Annotated in this window: 21 protein-coding genes; 15 read left to right on the top strand and 6 right to left on the bottom strand. The window is 39.7% G+C overall.

The window, feature by feature from the left end:
* Positions 1-183: 183 nt before the first annotated feature.
* The 5 genes from AS4_RS00545 (at position 184) to AS4_RS00525 (ending at position 4,510) form a co-directional block, all read left to right on the top strand.
* The gene (locus AS4_RS00545) at positions 184-858 is read left to right on the top strand and encodes a TetR/AcrR family transcriptional regulator (protein ID WP_096732526.1); all 675 of its coding nucleotides are present in this window, start codon (positions 184-186) and stop codon (positions 856-858) included.
* Positions 859-1,131: 273 nt separating this feature from the next.
* Positions 1,132-1,842, top strand: coding sequence for a phosphate regulon transcriptional regulator PhoB (gene phoB / locus AS4_RS00540; protein WP_004718724.1), 711 nt, complete (start codon positions 1,132-1,134; stop codon positions 1,840-1,842).
* Between the two features lie 25 nt (positions 1,843-1,867).
* A complete protein-coding gene (phoR, locus tag AS4_RS00535; protein WP_096732524.1) occupies positions 1,868-3,226 on the top strand; it encodes a phosphate regulon sensor histidine kinase PhoR in 1,359 nt (452 codons plus the stop codon).
* A 24-nt stretch (positions 3,227-3,250) separates the two neighbouring features.
* Positions 3,251-3,685 (top strand): hypothetical protein, encoded by a 435-nt coding sequence (locus tag AS4_RS00530; protein WP_096732522.1) that lies wholly within the window; start codon positions 3,251-3,253, stop codon positions 3,683-3,685.
* A 426-nt stretch (positions 3,686-4,111) separates the two neighbouring features.
* Complete coding sequence (locus AS4_RS00525; RefSeq protein WP_096732520.1) at positions 4,112-4,510, top strand: hypothetical protein; 399 nt, start codon at positions 4,112-4,114, stop codon at positions 4,508-4,510.
* Positions 4,511-4,622: 112 nt separating this feature from the next.
* On the opposite strand, the gene asd is transcribed toward AS4_RS00525, so the two are convergent.
* The 3 genes from asd to pncB all read right to left on the bottom strand — a co-directional run bounded on the left by asd (position 4,623) and on the right by pncB (position 7,638).
* On the bottom strand, positions 4,623-5,474 hold the full coding sequence (gene asd, locus AS4_RS00520; RefSeq protein ID WP_096732518.1) for an archaetidylserine decarboxylase: 852 nt from the start codon (positions 5,472-5,474) through the stop codon (positions 4,623-4,625).
* The gene (locus AS4_RS00515) at positions 5,471-6,319 is read right to left on the bottom strand and encodes a sulfurtransferase (protein WP_034611324.1); all 849 of its coding nucleotides are present in this window, start codon (positions 6,317-6,319) and stop codon (positions 5,471-5,473) included. The genes asd and AS4_RS00515 overlap by 4 nt, the downstream gene beginning before the upstream one ends.
* Before the next feature lie 92 nt (positions 6,320-6,411).
* The gene (pncB, locus tag AS4_RS00510; RefSeq protein ID WP_004718736.1) at positions 6,412-7,638 is read right to left on the bottom strand and encodes a nicotinate phosphoribosyltransferase; all 1,227 of its coding nucleotides are present in this window, start codon (positions 7,636-7,638) and stop codon (positions 6,412-6,414) included.
* 279 nt (positions 7,639-7,917) lie between these two features.
* Here pncB and dtd point away from each other — a divergent pair, with 279 nt between their 5' ends.
* Positions 7,918-8,358, top strand: a complete 441-nt coding sequence (gene dtd / locus AS4_RS00505) for a D-aminoacyl-tRNA deacylase (protein WP_004818319.1) — start codon at positions 7,918-7,920, stop codon at positions 8,356-8,358.
* 94 nt (positions 8,359-8,452) lie between these two features.
* On the opposite strand, the gene AS4_RS00500 is transcribed toward dtd, so the two are convergent.
* The 3 genes from AS4_RS00500 to serB all read right to left on the bottom strand — a co-directional run bounded on the left by AS4_RS00500 (position 8,453) and on the right by serB (position 11,114).
* The gene (locus AS4_RS00500) at positions 8,453-8,932 is read right to left on the bottom strand and encodes an SCP2 sterol-binding domain-containing protein (RefSeq protein WP_004718739.1); all 480 of its coding nucleotides are present in this window, start codon (positions 8,930-8,932) and stop codon (positions 8,453-8,455) included.
* A 216-nt stretch (positions 8,933-9,148) separates the two neighbouring features.
* Positions 9,149-9,463, bottom strand: a complete 315-nt coding sequence (gene aciT / locus AS4_RS00495; RefSeq protein WP_004818318.1) for a ciprofloxacin tolerance protein AciT — start codon at positions 9,461-9,463, stop codon at positions 9,149-9,151.
* A 430-nt stretch (positions 9,464-9,893) separates the two neighbouring features.
* A complete protein-coding gene (gene serB, locus AS4_RS00490; protein ID WP_096732516.1) occupies positions 9,894-11,114 on the bottom strand; it encodes a phosphoserine phosphatase SerB in 1,221 nt (406 codons plus the stop codon).
* A gap of 77 nt (positions 11,115-11,191) precedes the next feature.
* Here serB and AS4_RS00485 point away from each other — a divergent pair, with 77 nt between their 5' ends.
* The 9 genes from AS4_RS00485 to AS4_RS00445 all read left to right on the top strand — a co-directional run bounded on the left by AS4_RS00485 (position 11,192) and on the right by AS4_RS00445 (position 20,977).
* Positions 11,192-12,478, top strand: coding sequence for a hypothetical protein (locus AS4_RS00485; RefSeq protein ID WP_096732514.1), 1,287 nt, complete (start codon positions 11,192-11,194; stop codon positions 12,476-12,478).
* Positions 12,479-12,769: 291 nt separating this feature from the next.
* Positions 12,770-13,891: a bifunctional 3,4-dihydroxy-2-butanone-4-phosphate synthase/GTP cyclohydrolase II gene (gene ribBA / locus AS4_RS00480; protein WP_004818315.1), complete on the top strand. Its 1,122-nt coding sequence runs from the start codon at positions 12,770-12,772 to the stop codon at positions 13,889-13,891.
* Positions 13,892-13,988: 97 nt separating this feature from the next.
* The gene (gene ribH / locus AS4_RS00475; protein ID WP_004718750.1) at positions 13,989-14,459 is read left to right on the top strand and encodes a 6,7-dimethyl-8-ribityllumazine synthase; all 471 of its coding nucleotides are present in this window, start codon (positions 13,989-13,991) and stop codon (positions 14,457-14,459) included.
* 3 nt (positions 14,460-14,462) lie between these two features.
* Positions 14,463-14,912: a transcription antitermination factor NusB gene (gene nusB, locus AS4_RS00470; protein WP_004718751.1), complete on the top strand. Its 450-nt coding sequence runs from the start codon at positions 14,463-14,465 to the stop codon at positions 14,910-14,912.
* Between the two features lie 11 nt (positions 14,913-14,923).
* Positions 14,924-15,841, top strand: a complete 918-nt coding sequence (gene thiL, locus AS4_RS00465; RefSeq protein ID WP_096732512.1) for a thiamine-phosphate kinase — start codon at positions 14,924-14,926, stop codon at positions 15,839-15,841.
* 22 nt (positions 15,842-15,863) lie between these two features.
* Positions 15,864-16,340 carry a phosphatidylglycerophosphatase A family protein gene (locus AS4_RS00460; RefSeq protein WP_016539097.1) on the top strand — a complete coding sequence of 159 codons (477 nt, stop codon included), beginning with the start codon at positions 15,864-15,866 and terminating at the stop codon, positions 16,338-16,340.
* A 21-nt stretch (positions 16,341-16,361) separates the two neighbouring features.
* A complete protein-coding gene (gene glmU, locus AS4_RS00455; RefSeq protein ID WP_096732510.1) occupies positions 16,362-17,726 on the top strand; it encodes a bifunctional UDP-N-acetylglucosamine diphosphorylase/glucosamine-1-phosphate N-acetyltransferase GlmU in 1,365 nt (454 codons plus the stop codon).
* A 12-nt stretch (positions 17,727-17,738) separates the two neighbouring features.
* Positions 17,739-19,577 (top strand): glutamine--fructose-6-phosphate transaminase (isomerizing), encoded by a 1,839-nt coding sequence (glmS, locus tag AS4_RS00450; RefSeq protein ID WP_096732509.1) that lies wholly within the window; start codon positions 17,739-17,741, stop codon positions 19,575-19,577.
* Positions 19,578-20,005: 428 nt separating this feature from the next.
* Positions 20,006-20,977 carry a cation diffusion facilitator family transporter gene (locus tag AS4_RS00445; RefSeq protein WP_004718779.1) on the top strand — a complete coding sequence of 324 codons (972 nt, stop codon included), beginning with the start codon at positions 20,006-20,008 and terminating at the stop codon, positions 20,975-20,977.
* Positions 20,978-21,084: the final 107 nt, after the last annotated feature.

Below are 21,084 nucleotides of genomic sequence, written 5' to 3'. Positions count from 1 at the left end.
CATTCAGAGTGATGTGCAGCTCACTTGCTCAATATAATTTTGACAATCATTATTGTCAATATTATATTATGATTTAGCCGATGTTTTTTTATACAAAAATTCTAGAATAGGTTTCAATGGCTTTTATTGCTAAAATAAGCGCTTCTTTGTGACAATCAAATATGACACGAGTAATTTTTTACAATGAATGAGCCACTTTCCACTGAAAAGAAAACTATAAATAAAGCTGCCAAAGAGCGTCAATTTAAAGGCATGTCCTTATCTGAGCGGAAACTTGCACGTCGAGAAAAGTTGATCGAAGCAGGGATTGAAGCTTATGGTACGCATGGCTTTTTTTCTGTCACCGTCAAAGATATTTGTAATGAAGCCAAGCTGACTGAACGTTATTTTTATGAGTCCTTCAAAAAAAGTGAAGAGCTGTTCCAAGTCATCTTTCTACAACTGATTGAACAATTACAGCAAACCGTGATGCAAGGCGTCATGCAAGCAGCACCTAATCCTAAAAATATGATCCGAGGTGGCTTAACTGCAATCTTTACCATGTTAAAAAATGATCCACGTGTGGCGCGTATTATTTATATCGATGCCATGCTGGTTCAAGAACTGCATAATCATGCCACGATCCATGAAACGATGGGCCGTTTTGACCGATTAATTCACTCCTTTGTCACCCTGATGATGCCGCATATTGAACGCAGTGAACAAGAAATTTCCTTGGTTGCCACAGGTTTAAATGGCTATGTAACTCAAATTGCGGTTCGCTGGGTCATGGGTGGGTTTAAACAATCGCTTGAAGAAATTGTCTCAGCATGTGAAATTGTATTTGTATCGCTGATTGATTCATTTTCATCTAAATAAGCTTTTTAGCCTGAACAATCCTGTCATAAAATCGTCACAAAACTATCAAATAGCAGATTTTTATGTTCAGTTTAAATAAATTTCTTTTCTCAAAATGGAACATTTATTTAAAAATGTCATGGATTATTCATCATATCGACGATTATTTGTCACATTTTTTTGCAAAAATTCGTCAACATCTTCTTTTTGCAATGATACTGTCATAATTAATCTTTGTAATAAGCCTGTCATAAATAAAAGACGGTACACCGTTCATACATAGGATATTGCGTTGTGAAAGATGACTATATATTAATCGTCGATGACGAACTTCCGATTCGAGAAATGATTCATACCTCATTGGATATGGCAGGTTTTCAATGCCTGCAAGCTGAAGATGCAAAACAAGCCCATCAAATGATTGTTGACCAACGACCATCTTTGATTTTACTCGATTGGATGATGCCTGGCGGTGTGAGCGGTGTAGACTTATGTCGTCGCTTAAAACGTGATGAAAATTTGGCAGAAATTCCAGTCATCATGTTGACAGCACGTGGCGAAGAAGATCATAAAGTTCAAGGCCTTGATGCTGGTGCAGACGACTATATGACCAAACCATTCTCTACTCGTGAATTGGTTTCGCGTATCAAAGCTGTCCTTCGTCGTGCCAATGCACTCAGTGGTGAAAAAACCATTGATGCCAATGGATTAATACTTGATCCAGTGAGCCAACGTGTCAGTTTTAGTGATAATATTTTAGAAATGGGTCCAACAGAATACCGCCTATTGGCATTCTTTATGACACATCCTGAACGTGCTTATACACGTGCCCAGTTACTTGATCAGGTCTGGGGTGGTAACGTGTATATTGAAGACCGTACCATAGACGTACACATCCGCCGCTTACGTAAAGTGCTTGAACCTTATGGTGCTGATCGCTACGTACAAACTGTGCGTGGAACGGGTTATCGCTTCTCTACCCGTGCAGATGTTGCTTTAGGTTAAGCATTCTCAAGGTAAATAAATTTCTATGTATGAACCCTACCCCGTCCCAGATCTTGCACGAGAACATAAAAAATTCCGTTACAGTAGCTTGTGGGAATTTGCAAAACAAGATTTACGCCTGCTTGGTTTTTTACTCATCATTGGCGGATTTATTGGTTTAGGGATAGGGTATTTTTGGATTTGTATTTCCATCGGTTTTGCTGTTTTTTTTCTATTTCAATTACGCTCTTTATACTTGGTCAATGAGTGGATTTCGAATCGTCCTTATGATTCTCCGCCCAATCTAGAAGGTATTTGGGGTGCGCTGCTTTTTAATGTTTATCGTGCACAACGCCAAGAACGGGTTGTTCAAGCTGAAATGGTCGGATTGATTGATCGTGCGCAATCCTCACTGATTGCTTTAGCCGAAGCTGTGGTTTTAACGGATGAATTACATCAAATTGAATGGTGGAATCCTGCTGCGGAAAGACTGTTGGGCATTCAACCGCTAGATCGTGGTCGTAATATCTTGACCATTATCCGCCAACCGAGCTTTATTGAATATTTTAATAATATCGACCAATCTCCAGATGGCATTAAAATAAAATCTTCGGTTTATGAAGAGCATTATGTACAGATTAAACTGACACGTTTTGGTAGTGAAAGCCGTTTGCTCGTCGCTTACGATGTCACACGTGTACATAATCTGGAACAGATGCGCAAAGACTTTGTCGACAATATTTCACATGAACTTCGTACCCCGCTGACGGTACTCAGTGGTTATATCGAAACCTTTACCGACCAAGAAGATTTAAATCCGCGCTGGAAACGTGCTTTTGAACAGATGCAATCGCAAACACGTCGTATGAATGCCTTAGTCAATGACTTACTCTTGCTTTCACGTTTGGAAGGCAATAAACAGATCGCAAAAAATCAAATCATCGATATGCCGAATTTGATGAATCAGCTTTTTGATGATGCACAAGCCTACAATGTCGATTATGGACATACTTTAAATTTAGATATCGACAGTCATTGTGACTTAATTGGTTCTGATGCAGAGCTTGCCAGTGCGTTTAGTAATTTAATCACCAATGCGATTAAATACACCCCTAAAGGTGGCACTGTTACAATCGGCTGGCATGATGACAGTGAACATGGTTATTTCACTGTTGAAGATACCGGGATCGGAATTGACCCAAAACATATTCCACGTTTAACCGAACGCTTTTATCGTGTAGATAGTGCACGAAGCCGTCAAACGGGTGGAACAGGTTTAGGGCTTGCCATTGTGAAGCATGTTTTAATGCAACATAATGCATATTTAGAAATTGATTCTAAAGAAAATCAGGGGTCTATTTTTAGAGTGGTTTTCCCCAAAGAGCGCCTTGATTTTGCAGGTTAATATTTGATTTTTTGATTAATTCTGATGAAACTATTTTTAGATTGTGAGTTTAATGGCTTTGGTGGTGAATTAATTTCACTGGCATTGGTTGACGAAAATAATCAACATTTTTATGAAGTTTTAGCATGCGCTGACCCCATTACTTGGGTTAAAGACCATGTCATGCCTCGTTTAAATCAAGAACCGATTTCCTTAGCGCAATTTCAAAGTCGCTTACAGTTTTATTTATCTCAATATTCTAGTCTTGAAATTGTGGCAGATTGGCCAGAAGACTTTGCCTTGTTTACCCGTAGTCTGGTACTTTCTGCGGGGAAATGTATCCGAACACCTCCGCTGACCATGCAATTATGGATGCAAGACCCAATTGAAACCCATGTCCCCTCTGAAAACCCACACAATGCCCTAGCAGATGCACAGGCTTTAAAGCTGTCTTATTTCAATGCATCGGGATTGATCTAAAAATATATTCTGGGTTTAACCAGACACTTTTATTGGGTTGCTATTACATAAAAAGAACCGCCAAATAGCTCGCACTGCTTGTGTATTTACCATTGTGAAAAATGTTTTGATGCAATCAAAATATCTTGGAAATTAATACTAAAAAACGATATTCAACTTTTAAAATCGTTTTCCTCAAAAAGCACTTATGCCATAACGAAAATTCATACTCAGACGTGTGCTGTATATCTTCATAATAAAATTCGAGATCAAGCTGAATAAATGACTTTAGATTATAAAAATAAAGCTTACTTATATTAATGTTGACCAAGTCACATTAGTGAAATATATTGAGAAATATATCTGATTTTAAGCATTATTTTATCATCAGTTATTTTTATAAAAAACTATTCATAAATATCAACACACCAAAAAATGGACATTACAATGAATAAATATAAATTTTCTATTGCAGCTGTTTTAGGATTATTACTGAGTGGGTGTGCTACGACCATAGCAAAACTCTCTTATAACGATCTAACAGGTAAAACCGCAAATGAGATGATGAATACCAATCGTGAAGGAAAATACGGACCAGTATGGGGAAAGCCTTATAGGACTGGCGTTGATAAGGATGGAGGGCAATTATTTTTTTATTGGATACGTTCCGATATGGGAATAACAACCGAACAATGTGGACAAGGCATGGATCAAGGTGTTGTGATCCAATATATGTGTAGTTATTCCAATGTCTGGTGGAAGGAATGGAAGATTAAATTTGGACAAGACGGACGAGTCTCTGAATGGAAAGTGGTTTCTTTTAAGGCTGAAAAGAACCGCTTATAACAGGCTTACATCAAATCTTATTCGGCTTTGTGAGCTTGACTCTGTTACTCAAAGTGATACAGAGTCAATCTCAATCAACCATTTGAAAAATATAATGATCCATTGATCTCAATTATATTTTATGCCCTAAAGCTTCACCCATCACCACAATAGAATTGGCTTTAAACTGTTCATCCCAAGTGATTTTATTCTGTTCAAACAATACAACTGCGGTTGAACCTAAATAAAAACGTCCAAGTTCAGCACCCTTTTCTAAGGCCAAATCATGCTGGTTTAACTCTAAACGCCCTGTTGGTTTTACTTTACCAGTCGCCACAGTTTCAATTCCTGCAACGATCATTGCACCCACTAGAACAACCGCCATACGTCCTAATTCGGTATCAAACAAACATACCATACGCTCATTACGCGCAAATAAACCTGGAATATTCTCTGCTGTAGTCTGGTTTACAGAAAATAACTCACCAGGGATATACAAGGTTTCTGTCAACGTTCCTGCAAATGGCATATGGACACGGTGATAATCACGTGGTGACAAATAAACCGTGGCAAATTCACCATTGATAAATGGTGCAGCCAATTGTGGATCGCCAATCAGTTTGTCTACAGAAAAACTTTGGCCTTTGGCCTGAAATACATCACCATCTTTAATTTTACCCAACTGAGAAATTGCACCATCTGCTGGAGAGACAATACTGGTCTGATCTGTGTCAATTTCTCGAACACCGTCTTTTAAGGCCCGGGTAAAAAATTCATTGAATGATTTATATTTTAAAGCATCACTTTGCTCAGCAATAGAAAGGTCTATCCCATACTGTGCTTTAAATGCTTGAATCGCTAAATTTTTAACAATTGGATTTTCACTGGCTGCAACTTTACCAACAACACGGCTGAGTTGCTGTTGCGGAATGACTTTTTGTGCTTGGATAAAAATTTGTTTTTTTAACGTTGATGTAAGACTCACGCAGGTGATTCTCCAGTAATAATTGGACTATCGAGGCGATTGCCCCACTCGCTCCACGCACCATCATAGGCTTGAATATTCCAATCCAATAACCGACCCAAGATATAAGCCAGACCAGAACGATGATGTGACTGACAATACACCACCACAGGCTGGTCAAATTGAAAGCCTAATTGTTCTAGACGTTGTTGCGTGCGTTCTAGAGGATGCAATTTTAAATGATTTTGACGATTAATTGCAGTACTCCATTCAAAATGTTGTGCACTTGGAATGTGACCGCCGCGTCGCGCTGCTAAACGCTGTCCGGTATATTCTTCTGAAGTTCGACAATCCCAAACTTGAATCGCTTGCTGTTCAACCTTTTGCAACAGTTTGGCATATTCAATTCGGTGTTGATCAAGATGTTGTAAATTGACGGTAACTAAGGGTTCAACTTTGCTAAAACTTTCTGCTTCAGCCGAAGTCGGATAGCCTGCTGCTAACCATGCATGAATTCCGCCATTGAGTAAGCTGGTATTATAAAAACCAAGGCAATGTAAGTTCCAGATCAAACGCCCAGCCCAAGCACCGCCTTCATCATCGTAGACCACGACATGATGTTCTGGAGAGATGTTTAAATACTCAATCAGCGCTTTTAAACCGTCCTCATCGGGCAATAACCCTGAAGCTTGTTCTTCCTGTCGAACCAACAGTTGTGGTTTAACATGTAATGCATGTGGAATATGTAATTGATCATACACAGAGCTACGACTTAGATCGACAATACGAATTTTGTCATGCCCTAAAAATGGCACAAGTTGTTCTGCTTCTATGAGTAATTCGAAGTTAAAGGCTGGTGTAGTCATACGTTTTTCTATTTTAAGACCTTGAGCACAAATGATCTTAGCACAGTGTTTTTTACCAATATGCTGATTTTTCACATTCTTTTAGCAAAAATTCAGATATCAATTTTCACTGCTTCGACAACTTCAGGTATTTCAAAGACCTGTCGTAAGTAAGCCAAGAAAGTATCGTTATCCGTCATGGTTTTTCCGGGACTATCTGAAATTTTCGCCACAGATTGACCATTACACTCCACCAGTTTTAACACAATATTGAGTGGCGTTTGCCCCATATCATTGGTCAAATTGGTACCAATACCAAAACTGACTTGAAAACGATCTTTAAAGTATTGATATAACGCCCACGCACGCTCAATGTCTAATCCATCACTAAAGGTTAGCATCTTGGTTTTGGTATCAATTTTCAGTTTTCGGTAGTGTTGATAAGCTTTATCGCCCCATTCAAATGGGTCACCACTGTCATGACGTAAACCATCGAATAACTTGGCAAAATACAAATCAAAATCTTGTAAGAATGCATCCATACCGACCACATCGGTCAAGGCAATGCCCAGATCACCACGATACTCTTGTACCCAGGTTTCTAAAGCTGCTTTTTGAAAATCTCTTAAACGGACATCTAGCGCTTGGAATGCTTGTAGAAACTCATGCGCCATGGTACCAATTGGATGAATATTTAATTCCTTTGCCAAAAGGACATTACTGGTACCTCTAAACACATTGGGTACAGCTGCATGGAAAGTCTGGATCACATGTCTTTGCCAATCTAGACTATAACGACGACGAGTACCAAAATCTGAGACTAAAAATGGCGGAGCTTGAGTGCCTTGTTGCTGTTCAAATTTCTTTAATAATTCAACTTTGGCTTGTAGACGGCGTTCACCTTCAACATAAATGTCATCATTACGAATCCGGCTAAAATAGAGTTCATTGACAATCGCCAGAACAAAAATTTCAAACATCATCGCCTGAACCATTGGGCCTTCAACCCAAATGTCTAAACGGCCTTGTTCATCAATACCCGCTTTAATAAAACGGCGTTTGAGTTGGAATAATTCTAAATAGTCGACAAAATCACTTTTGATAAAACGCATACTGCGTAAATATTGCAATTCATCTTCTTGGAATTTGAGTAAGCAGAGATGATCGAGCTGCTCGTTCAAATCATCCAGAATATCCGTCAGGGGATAAACCGTAGCATCTAGATTACGACAGCGAAAATGATACACACTGTGCGTTTGAGGAAATTTATGTAGCACCACTTGTAACATGGTAAATTTATATAAATCTGTATCGAGCAAGGATTGGATGATTGGCGCCATATCTATTTTAATTTCGCTATGCTGTTTTTATTAAAGCATATTTTTCGCTGAGATAACGTAATCATTTATAAGTGATGAACTATATTTTCAGTTAAGCTCAACATAAATCTCAGCAGAATTATTTTTTCAATTTATCTGCCCATATGATAATTTTATAAATTCTATTTTTATTCAAAAACTTATCATTAGCTTCAACTTTTCATCAATGGCTTACTCTCATCAACTTACTGGGTTTTCCCTGTTAGAATAGCGTTATCGTATTTTAGTCTTATTGTTTATATGCGCGCATTATTACAAAGAGTGTTAGAAGCCAAAGTCGTTGTTGATGGTGAAACTACTGGAGAAATTCAAAAAGGAATTTTGGTTTTTCTCGGCTTAGCGAAGGAAGACAATTTTGAAAAAGGTCAAAAATTAATTGATAAAATTTTGAAATATCGTTTCTTTGATGACGAACAAGGCAAAATGGGCTGGAATGTCAGCCAAGCCAATGGTGGGATTTTATTGGTTTCTCAATTCACCTTAATGGCACAAACGCAAAAAGGCTTGCGTCCAGACTTTGGACCAGCCATGCCGCCCGCTGAAGCTCAGGCACTGTATCAACAATTGGTTGATTATGCTCGATCACAATTTAAAAATGTTGAGACAGGTATTTTCGCAGCGGATATGAAAGTGCATTTGGTCAATGATGGGCCTGTGACCTTTAACTTAGAAGTTGAATAATTAAAAGCTGAATAATCAAAACATTGATCTTAATACCAATGTTTAAATCTTAAAAAGCCCGATCTGATCGGGCTTTTTAAGATTTTCGATTCGCTTAGCGTCCAATCTTCTCTTTTAAGAATTGGCGTGCCAATTTAATTTTGTCTTTTACTGGTTTTGGAACTTTTGGTGGAATCAGTTTAGCCACTTGGTTAAACCAGACCAACAAACTGAAATCGCCTTCCATTTTGATACTGCCGTTTTGCATACCCGTCATAAAAGCCGTTGGATCGCCTTTTACCAAAGTTTTTACACCTTGCTCACTGTCAGCAAACTGTAAAACAAAATCAGCTTTTTGTTCAGCACCTGAAACTGTATCAATTTGACCATTGTTCACAATGATTTGGCGTGCCACGCCCAAGTCGGTACCAATCTGAATACGGAACTGACGGTCATGGGTCAATTCAATAAATTTTGGACTGGTACGAGCCAATTGTTTCATACGAAGTGCTAAACCCAATACAAGCAAATCCAGTGGATCTGTACTTGCATCAACGATTGGTAACTTCACAACTGGAATTGCAGAAAGTTTCATGACATTTAAGCCTGTTGTTTTTTAAATTAGATTCGAATTTGCTCATCCTAACATAACTTGTCATTGCGTAGACATGGCTTTCAGAGCAAAGTATAAACTGAAAAAAAGGTATACCATTATGATATACCTTGGAATGTCTAAATTGATTTTTTTCGTGTAATTAAAGTCACTATTGTTATCTTAGCGTTCATATTGACTGAAGTTTTCACTCAAAACTTATTCATCTTCATAGACTGGGGTATGTTCAATATATTGGCGATTTGCCAATGCTTTTTGTGCACGACTGTCTTCACGCAATAAAAGAGCAATCAATGCTGACATCGCCAACATAATCGCGGTTAAATAGCTATATGCGACCGAAATATCAAAGATGTTCTGTACACTATAACGCATTGCTTCCAAGGTGCCCCAGAAGATCATGCCTGCAAACATAAACCCTAACCAATGACGATAAGGGGAAAAGAACACGGTAGCCAACGCTGCAGCAATTAGACCGAATCCAATCAATGTTGCAAATGTTGTTGATACCATAACAACCTCCGTCAAAATGATGCCTTATAAAAAAACCGTTTAAATAGGTGTTTCACAACAATTTCAAGCTTTATAATTTTTCTTAAATCACCTTATAGAAGCTTATGCTTTGCATTATGTATAGTTTTTAAGAGAAGGAAAGCGCTGTTTTCTGCTTAAACGACACACTTTGTCGCAACATTCATTTGTCATTACATTTTTTAAGAATCCTGTTTTTCTCACAATCTAATTACCATCAATCATGCAGTGTCATTACAAAAAAATACACACAGCTTTTAATCCCTGAAAAACTTTTTTTAAGTTCTAAAACGAATATTTTTATCAAGCTGTTTTATTGAGCGCGAATGGCAGCAAAGTGATTCATTTTCAAATAAAAAATAGCGACTTAAAGTCGCTATTTGTCATGATTCTGCAATATAACCCATGTCATTTAAGCACGGGACAAATCTTTATCATGCACGCCTAAAAGATAAAGCACACCATCTAGACCTACACTTGAAATGGCTTGATTGGCATTTTGACGAACCACAGGTTTCGCACGGAATGCGACTCCGAGCCCGGCAATTGAAAGCATCGGCAAATCGTTTGCACCATCTCCAACCGCAATCGCTTGCTCAGGTGAAATCCCCATTTTCCCAGCCAATTCAGTCAAGAGATACGCCTTGCGCGCTCCATCAACGATATGGCCTTTAACCTCACCTGTCACGACACCATTTTCAACATCGAGGATATTGGCATGCACTTCATCAATGCCCAATTTTTCTTGTAGAGATTCAGCAAAGTACTGAAAACCACCAGATAAAATCGCAGTTTTATAACCCAATGATTTCAGTGTCGAGATTAACCGCTCGGCACCTTCTGTCACGGTTAGTCGTTCAGCAATTTGAGGCAATACTGTGGCATCAAGGCCTTTAAGTAACGCAACGCGTGCACGGAAACTTTGTTGAAAATCCAACTCCCCTTGCATTGCACGTTCAGTGATTTCAGCGACTTTATCGCCCACCCCTGCTTCTTTAGCAAGTTCGTCAATCACTTCTTGCTCAATCAAAGTCGAGTCCATGTCGAAGCAGACTAAGCGACGATTACGGCGATAGGCATTGTCTTCCTGCACCGCGACATCAATATTTAATTCAGCAGAAAGCCGTAAACATGCGGCACGCATCGCCTGTGCATCCAGCATTTGCCCACTCAAACCGAATTGAACACATGAACGTTTCAGCCCATCTTGGTGTCCATTACGTTCGGGACGACCCGACAAGCGCGTCACTGTTTCAATGTTAAAACCTTGACTTGAAACAATATTGGTTACCGCTTGTAGATGTTCGGCTGTGAGCTCTGGTGCTAAAGCGGTCACGATATAACGTGTGCGCCCACCTTCACTCACCCATTGGTCATATTCTGCGCCTGAAATCGGCTTAAAACGAACGGTTAAACCAATATCATGTGCTAAAATAAGGATGTCTTTCATGGCTAAAGCTGTTGCAGTTTGATCGTTTGACGACACTACAATACCTAAAGTCAATTGATTATGGATGACCGCCTGTCCTACATCTAATATTTGCAAAGAATGTACGGACAACACTTGCATTAATCGAGTAAACTGATTGGGTTGGTCAGGTCCTAAAAATGAAATAAGAATGATTTCTCGCATGAATTGACTCGGGTCTGAGCTACAACAATTGGAAGAATCATAATCGAAATCGAAATTTTTTGCTTTGGAAGTTTACGTTGAATGCGCCAAGACAAGGGCTATTTGCTAGCCTACTTATTGTAAGTTTTGCATTTCATACCTTTTTATTGGTAGTTGCAACAACACATCAGTTAAATGAAAACCGTGCCAGCCAAGGCCAACTCATGACCAGCCAATTGGTCACGGACAGCCTATCTGAACTCGAACCCGCAAATACGGTGTCATTGGCGCTGTTGGCAAATCGCTATGCGACCAATCCAAGCGTGGCTTCGATTCGAATACTGGATGCTAAAAAACAAGTGCTGGCAACCAGTGGTATGGCAAAAACTCGTCAAGGTGAAGTTTTTGTTCGTGATGCATTACAGAACGAGAAAAAAGTCGGCACAATTGAAATTACCTTGATCAAGCCAAGTATTGGTGAAATTTTACGGACCCAATGGCTGGCTATTTTAGTGTCATTATTAATTCATACCTTTTTATGGTTGGCCTACCGTGCCATCGCTCGCCCAACGCGCAGTGAATTTTTGGCTCGCATCAACAATGAAGCCCGCTTAAAACACGAAATTCAACAACTGACTGAAGCACTTGAAGCGGAGAAAGCCAACCGCACGATTGCGATTGCGCAAGCTCAACAACAAGCGCAAGCCAAAGCAAAACCTGAACCCAAAACGCCTGTAACCACAACACTGGAAAATGACCAAGAGATTTTGGCGCTGAATATTCAGTACTATGATCCGAAACAACTGATGAATACGGTCAACCAGTCGGTTTCACTGCCTTATTTTAATTTATGTCAGATTTTTCTGAATAAAAGTATTGAACTTTGCGCACAGCATTTCAAATTGAATGCAAAAGATTTCACCATTCATCAAGAATTTAATCAGAATGGTGCAATCCTGAGTATTGATGCTGAAAAACCCAATGCAGCACAATCTATATTAATGGTTGGTTCGGTATTTCAATTACTGTCGGAAGTTCTGTATAAACGTTACCGTGAAGACAAGCGCTTTGTGTTACAGACGCGTTGTGCGGTCACCACCTCAGTAGAGGCGATGCAACTTGATGCGTCTCAAGCTGCTGAGCGCTTGGTGAATCATTTAATTGCCAAAGAAATGGCATTGTATTTAAGCAATGATCAACTCAAGCATATTGGTGATTGTTATCAATTGGTTGCCTTACCAAATCCAACCAATGTGTTGACCCGTCACTCATTTATGATCAATGGTATGAATAATGACTGTGCTGAACTTGCACAAAATATTCGTACTGAGATTTTAAAAGGTAAGAAAAATACACCGAATTCTGAAGCAATCTCAGAGAATTAAGTATTTACCATCTATCAAGCCCTCCTCTTTTTTAAAGTGCGAGGGTTTTTCTTTTATTACGCTCAATTTCCGATAAGTTAATCTTATTTTTTTCGAAATGAGTGTCTGATCTTTATACTAAATCACGATAAATCAATTTTCTTCTCTTTTCATTGCCCTACAAGCTTGTGTATAACTATCTATCTCAAAGGAAGATGATAAGCATAGGCAAAATACGTAAAAACACGTTAGACTATGCTCCGAATGTACTCAATGAAAATGTCATACGACAGAACAAAAAGGTGAAGGTTGATGCCGCTCAATACTGTTGAAGAGCTTGTAGCAGATATCCGTGCAGGTAAAATGGTTATCCTCATGGATGACGAAGATCGTGAAAATGAAGGCGATTTAGTCATTGCTGCAACACACGTACGCCCTGAAGACATCAACTTTATGATCACCCATGCTCGTGGTCTTGTATGCCTAACACTAAGTCGTGACCGCTGTAAGCAACTCGATCTACCATTAATGGTCGACCATAATGGCGCACAACACAGTACAAACTTCACGCTTTCTATTGAAGCTGCAAATGGTATTACCACTGGTATTTCTGCCGCAGAACGTGCCCATACCATTCAAACTGCAGTTGCTGCTCATGCCAAACCTGCTGATATTGTACAACCTGGACATATCTTCCCATTAATGGCACAACCAGGTGGTGTATTACACCGTGCTGGGCATACAGAAGCTGGCTGTGACTTATCTCGTTTAGCGGGTTTAGAGCCGGCATCTGTGATTTGTGAAATTATCAATGAAGATGGCACGATGGCACGTCGTCCAGATCTTGAAGTATTTGCTGAGAAACATGGCTTAAAAATTGGTACAATTGCTGATCTGATTCATTATCGTATGACCAATGAACAAACCGTAGAACGTTTGGATCAACAAAGTATAGATACTGAATACGGTACCTTTGATTTATACCGTTACCGTGAAATTGGTAATCCAGACATTCATTTGGCTTTGGTTAAAGGTGAACCAAAACAAGGGGTGACGACTGTCCGTGTACATGGTTTCAACCCTGTACGTGATTTATTGAAACTCAATAAAAAAGATGGTGAGCCTGCTTGGAACCTCGATAAAGCACTCAAAACGATTGCCGACAGTGATCGAGGGGTTTTGGTCTGGATTGGTCAACGTCATCTATCTGACTTAGGCCCTGCTTTGGCAGAACTTGGTAAGCCAAAACCAACAAAATCAAATGCTGCACTTTCACAGCAATACCAAACAATTGGTGTTGGTGCACAAATTTTACGTGATCTTGGTGTTGAAAAGATGAAACTTCTCAGCTCACCATTACGTTTCAATGCATTATCAGGCTTTAATTTAGAAGTGGTGGAATACATCACTGCTGACCAAAAAACTGGTCAATAATTTTTAATCAGACTGCATTTATTGCTCAATTAGGTTTTTAGTCGGGAAATAAAAGCAGTCGGTACAACCACTTATCTGTTAAATTATCGAGGTTGCCATGGCGATTCGCCGAATTGAAGGTTTATTACATCTCGCGAGCGAAGACCGTTACGCGATTTTAGTTGGTCGTTTTAACAGCTTTGTTGTTGAACATTTATTAGAAGGTGCAATTGATACATTGCATCGTCATGGTGTAAGCGACGATAATATCACTGTCGTTCATGCACCGGGCGCATGGGAACTTCCAGTTGTGGCTAAAAAACTAGCAGCTTCTGGTAAATTCGATGCAGTGATTGCACTTGGCGCAGTGATTCGTGGTAGTACGCCACATTTCGACTTCGTTGCAGGTGAATGTGCCAAAGGTTTAGGTGTGGTTGGTTTAGATACTGGCCTACCTGTAATCAATGGTGTATTGACTACGGATAGTATTGAACAGGCGATTGAACGCTCTGGTACAAAAGCAGGTAATAAAGGTGGTGAAGCTGCCCTTACTGCTATTGAAATGGTTAACCTGTTAAAGGCAATTTAAAGCATGTCGCAAACACTCCAAGCTACTTATGCAGCAAAACGTAAAGCACGTCGCTTTGCTGTACAAGGGATTTATGAATGGCAAATGAGCCACAACCCAGTGCATGAAATTGAAGCACGTACCCGTGTTGAAAACGCAATGCATAAAGTGGATCTCGGCTATTATCATGAGTTGCTCACAGCCGTGATCGCAAACCATGAAGCATTGGATGCTTTACTTGTTCCTGTTCTGGATCGTGAACTGAGTGCATTAGATGGTGTAGAACTTGCTACATTACGTTTAGGTGCATACGAACTCAAAGACCATCTTGAAGTCCCTTATCGAGTTGTACTCGATGAAGCCATTGAGCTGGCAAAACACTTTGGTGGTGCTGACAGTCATAAATACATCAATGGTGTATTAGATCGTTTAGCAACAAGCCTGCGTGAAGCAGAAAAGCAACAAAGCAAATAAGTTGTTTTTACATGGCTGAGTTTTCAATTATTGAGACCTATTTCAATCGTCAGCAGCAAAATGATGTTGATTTAGGCGTCGGTGACGACTCAGCTCTGCTCTCCCCACCTTTGAATCATCAATTGGTGATTTGCACAGATACCCTTGTCGCTGGTCGACATTTTCCCTTAGAAACTTCTCCACATGCGATTGGCTGGAAATCTGTTGCTGTCAATCTGTCAGATATTGCTGCAATGGGTGCGAAACCCCACAGTATTTTACTCGCATTGAGCCTATCCCAAATTGATCATGACTGGCTAAAACAATTTAGTCAGGGTTTATATGATTGTTGCGATCAATTTGGCGTACGTTTAATTGGTGGTGATACCACGCAAAGTCCACATCTCACCATTACCGTCACCGCACTGGGCTGGATTGAAACAGGCAAAGCCATTACCCGTTCTGGCGCACAAGTCGATGATTTAATTGTAGTCAGTGGCTCGATTGGTGACGCCGCTTTTGGGCTAAAACATTTAGGACATCCCCTACAACAACGTCTAGATTACCCAACACCGCGCTGCGAATTAGGCGCCATGTTAAAAGACTTGGCGTCCAGTATGATTGATGTTTCAGATGGGCTTGCTCAAGATCTCGGGCATATCTTAGATGCCTCTGGTGTCGGTGCAAAAATAAATTTAAATCAACTCCCGATTCAGCCAGCTTTAAGGCAACTCAGCGACAATGAGCAATGGAAATATGCTTTAGCGGGCGGAGATGATTATGAGTTATGCTTTACAATAACTATGCAAAATTATGCTAAACTTTTGCAATTAAAACCAAATGTAACCACTACAATCATCGGCCAAGTTACACAAAAATCTGGGATTGTATTTGAGAAAGATGGCTTAGACCATCCACTTCAACTTCAAGGGTACCAACACTTTGCATAAACCTCCGATTGTCTTTAAAAGTATGACATGGGCTGAACGCTTTATTGTGTTCTGCGGTGTGGGCTTTGGTTCAGGCTTAGCGCCTAAAGCACCAGGTACATTTGGCTCAGCATTTGCGCTTTTGTTTATTCCGATTTGGCTTGCAATTGGTTTTTATGGCTCCATATTGGCCATCATAATCATGTCATTGGTCGGTATTTGGATTTGTGGGAAAACCGCAGAGATTATCCATGTGCATGATGATGGGCGTATTGTTTGGGATGAATTTGCTGGGCAATCAATCACCTTCCTGCCTTTGATTTATTTAGGGCAAATGAATTGGATTTGGGCACTGGTTGGATTTGCACTGTTCCGTTTATTTGATGTCTGGAAACCATGGCCTATTCGTGTCATTGACCAAAAAGTTGATGGTGGCTTTGGGATCATGCTTGACGATATTATTGCAGGCCTCTGGGCAGCAATATGTATCGTGATTTATTTATATTTTAAAATGGCTTAAGCCAGATCTGTTAGGTGTGATATGTCTACAACTGTGATCATTCTTGCTGCAGGTAAAGGAACACGTATGCGTTCTAGTTTACCCAAGGTACTCCAACCGTTAGCAGGACGCCCACTACTCGGTCATGTGATTGAAACAGCAAAACAATTACAAGCAAAAAATATCATTACAATCTTTGGTCACGGTGGTGATCTGGTTCAAAATGCATTTGCTCATGAAAATATTCAATGGGTAGAGCAAACAGAACAACTTGGTACAGGTCATGCAGTTAAAGTGACTTTACCAGTTTTACCCCAAGACGGCATTTCTTTGATCCTTTCTGGTGATGTGCCTTGTGTACAACAAAGTACCCTACAACGTTTGCTTGATGTATCCAGTCAAACAGGCATCGGTTTAGTCACATTAACGCTTGAAGATTCTACAGGCTACGGTCGTATCGTACGTAAGGATCGAAAAATCCAAGCGATTGTTGAACATAAAGATGCTTCTGATGAACAACGTCAAATTAAAGAAATCAACACAGGTATTTACTGTGTCAGCAATGCCAAATTACATGAATGGTTACCGAAACTCAGCAATGACAATGCTCAAGGCGAGTACTACCTGACCGATATCGTGGCAATGGCTTTAGCGGATGGTATGGAAATCGCATCCATTCAACCAGAATTGGCTTTTGAGGTTGAAGGCGTAAATGATCGCATTCAACTTGCAGCATTAGAGCGAGAATTCCAAAACTATCAAGCCAAATCACTGATGCAGCAAGGCGTGCATCTGATTGACCCTTCACGTTTTGATTTACGTGGTCAACTCACGGCGGGTACTGATGTTCGTATTGATATTAATGTGATTATTGAAGGTCAATGTACTTTCGGAAATGGCGTTGAAATTGGTGCAGGATGTATTATTAAAAACACCCAAATTGCGGCAGGAACCAAAGTTCAACCGTATAGTGTTTTTGAAGATGCGGTAATTGGTGCAGATGTACATATTGGTCCTTTTGCACGACTACGTCCAGGTGCAAAATTGGCAGATGAAGTTCATATCGGTAACTTTGTTGAAGTGAAAAACTCTTCTGTTGGTCTAGGTTCAAAAGCCAATCATTTCACCTATTTAGGCGATGCAGAAATTGGTGCGGGTTCAAATATCGGTGCAGGTACAATTACCTGTAATTATGATGGCGCCAATAAACATAAAACCATCATTGGTGATAATGCCTTTATTGGAACCAACAACTCACTGGTTGCACCGATTAAAATTGGTCATGGCGCAACCACAGGTGCGGGTTCAGTGATTACCCATGATGTAGCAGACAACAGTCTTGCATTTGAACGTGCAAAACAAATTTCGAAAGAAAATTATCAACGTCCCCAAAAGGTCAAGAAATAAGAGGATATTATTATGTGCGGTATTGTTGGTGGCGTTGCTGAACGAAGCATTACAAATATTTTAATTGAAGGCCTAAAACGTCTTGAATATCGTGGTTATGACTCTGCGGGTGTTGCACTGGTTGATCAGGGGCAAATCTTACGTGAACGTCGTGTTGGTAAAGTTGCAAATTTAGAAGGCGCGGTTGCAGAGTCGAATATTTTAGGTTCTGTGGGTATTGCACACACACGTTGGGCAACCCATGGTAAACCAACTGAAAATAATGCCCATCCGCATATTTCTGGCCATGTTGCAGTGGTACATAACGGTATTATTGAAAACTACCAAGAGCTTAAAGATGATCTTGAAGCTTTGGGTTATGTGTTTACATCACAAACCGATACTGAAGTCGTTGCTCACTTAATTACTGAAGCACTGAAATCATCACCAAATCTATTAAAAGCCGTTGAAGAAATCGTACCTCAACTGAAAGGCGCTTATGCACTGGGGATTGTGCATACCGATTACCCAGATGAATTAATTGCTGTTCGTGAAGGCTCACCTTTAGTCATTGGTGTCGGTATCGGTGAGAACTTTATTAGTTCAGACCAATTGGCACTATTGCCTGTGACCAACCGTTTTATCTATCTTGAAGAAGGTGATATTGCGCGTTTAACTCGTGAAACGATTGAAGTTTTTGTTAATGATCAATTGGTTGATCGTCCAGTGAAAGAGCTGGATGCAACCGTGAGTAATGCCTCTAAAGGTGAGTATAAACACTACATGCTCAAAGAAATTTTTGAGCAACCTGAAGCAATTCAACAAACGATTTCTCAAGCTTTGAATGGCAATACTCTACGAGAAGATTTCTTACAAAATGCAAACATAGATTTTAAAAATGTTCAGCAAATTCAGGTGCTTGCTTGTGGTACCAGCTACCATGCTGGAATGATTGCAAAATATTGGTTTGAACAACTGATTGATTTACCTTGCCAAGTTGAAATTGCCAGCGAGTTTCGTTATCGCTCGCCTGTGATTGTAGATAACACCTTGTATGTCTGTATTTCCCAATCAGGTGAAACTGCAGATACCTTGGCTGCATTACGTGATACACAAAAGCGTGCTAAAGCAAAAGGTTTAAATATCTACACCATGACGATTTGTAATGTCGCGACCTCGTCTATGGTTCGTGAAACAAATCATCATTTATTAACTCTGGCTGGTCCTGAAATTGGGGTCGCATCAACCAAAGCGTTTACCACACAGCTCGCAGCTTTGATGCTATTGACCCTTAAACTTGGTCAGGTTAAGCAAACCATTTCAGCTGAACGTCTTGATGAAATCACTTCTGCGCTGTGGCATATCCCTAAAGTCATTTTGGATACCTTACAAAATGATGCAGAAATTTTACGTTTGTCTGTTCTGTTTAAAGAGAAACAGCATTGCTTGTTCTTGGGTCGCGGTACAGAATTCCCAATTGCACTTGAAGGCGCATTAAAACTTAAAGAAATTTCATATATTCATGCTGAAGGTTATGCTGCAGGTGAATTGAAACATGGCCCACTGGCATTGGTCGACAATGATATGCCTGTGGTGATTCTTGCACCGAATGATGACATGCTGGATAAACTTAAATCCAATATGGAAGAAGTCCAAGCACGTGGTGGTGAACTGTTTGTTTTTGCAGATGAAAATAGCGGTATCGTGGCTAAAGATCGTCAACATGTTGTCTATATCCCAACAGTAAATACTTGGTTAGCACCGATTGCTTACAGTATCCCAGTACAGTTACTGTCTTATCATGTTGCGGTATTACGTGGTACTGACGTAGACCAACCAAGAAACTTAGCAAAATCAGTTACGGTTGAATAATCAATCAGTTACTTATTGTAGTGTATGAAATAAATTAAGTTTCATACATATATCAATAGCTTAAGTAATCCACACAAAGCATGCGCTAAAATTGCATGAATGTGTGGATTTTTTATGCCTAATTTTTATAGATACATCAATTTAAAATAACCTAAACAGAAACCATCTTCTTAAACTTGAACCAACAAGATCCTTTAGCGAAAAATAGCCTCCTTTTTTACTTCACATCAAAATGAAAATAAATAAGTTCGAAAGTGAATAGTCTGTTTTAAAAACTTTATTCTGTTTTATTAAACCTAAGTGCCTTATGGCATCAGTTTTTTGAATTTTTTGATTCACAATGCAATAAAAAATTAACATGAAGCTATTTGACAAAACAAACATATGAACATATATTCATATGTAAATAATCCAATTCAGAGGTCCTTATGGGACACAATCATAATCACCCCCATAATAGCCATAGTGATCACAACCACGCACATGTACCTGAAGCAACTACAGGAAATGAAAGAAAAATTCTGATTTCTTTCTTCATTATTTTCAGTTTTATGCTTGTTGAAGCTGCTGGGGGAATCATATCTGGTTCACTGGCACTGTTAGCTGATGCAGGCCATATGATGACGGATGCACTTGCATTAGGATTAGCATATGCAGCGTTTCGCTTTGGGCGTCGTACTGCGGATAAATCACGTACTTTCGGCTATATGCGCTTTGAAGTAATTGCAGGTCTGATCAATTCTCTAACTCTGTTTGGGATTGTTGGATGGATCGTCTATGAAGCGATTGTACGCTTTCAATCACCTCAACCCGTACTTGCAGGACCGATGTTTATTGTCGCAATTGTTGGTATGTTGGTGAATATCTTTGTTTTATGGTACCTCACACGAGATGATACGGATCATGTAAATATCAAAGGTGCGATTCTGCACGTGATGGGTGACTTATTGGGTTCTGTTGCTGCAATTATTGCTGCAATCGTCATCTGGTACTCAGGCTGGACACCGATTGATCCTATTTTGTCTGTGCTTGTATCATTACTTGTATTGCGCAGTGCATGGTCTTTGTTTAAACAAACCATTCATATTTTATTAGAAGGTGCGCCTGCCAATGCGAATACAACAGATATCACCACTCACTTATTAAAATCAGTTCAAGGCATTCAGAAAATTAGCCATATTCATGTATGGATGATTACTTCAGGAAGAGCAATGGCAACATTACATGTCCAACCTGAAGCAGGTGTTGATATCAAGACACTCACCGAACAAATTGAACATGAATTAAAAACCAAATTTGATATTGAACATCCAACTGTCGCGATTGATTGGCAAGGTGATAGCAGCTGTAGCCTTGAAAAACCGACAAAAATTGATCCTCATGCTGGACATAGCCATTAAGATCAATATGGGTCAAGCACAAATTGCCACAAGGTCATTGATTGTTGCCTTGTGGCATCCACATTTTGAAATTTACTTTGCTTTTGATAATCGATTTGAAAAATAGA

The sequence above is a fragment of the Acinetobacter guillouiae genome, from assembly GCF_002370525.2.
In the GTDB taxonomy this organism is placed as follows: Bacteria; Pseudomonadota; Gammaproteobacteria; order Pseudomonadales; family Moraxellaceae; genus Acinetobacter; species Acinetobacter guillouiae.
The sequence above is the reverse complement of the archived record's forward strand: the minus strand, read 5'-3'. Positions and strand labels throughout refer to the sequence as shown.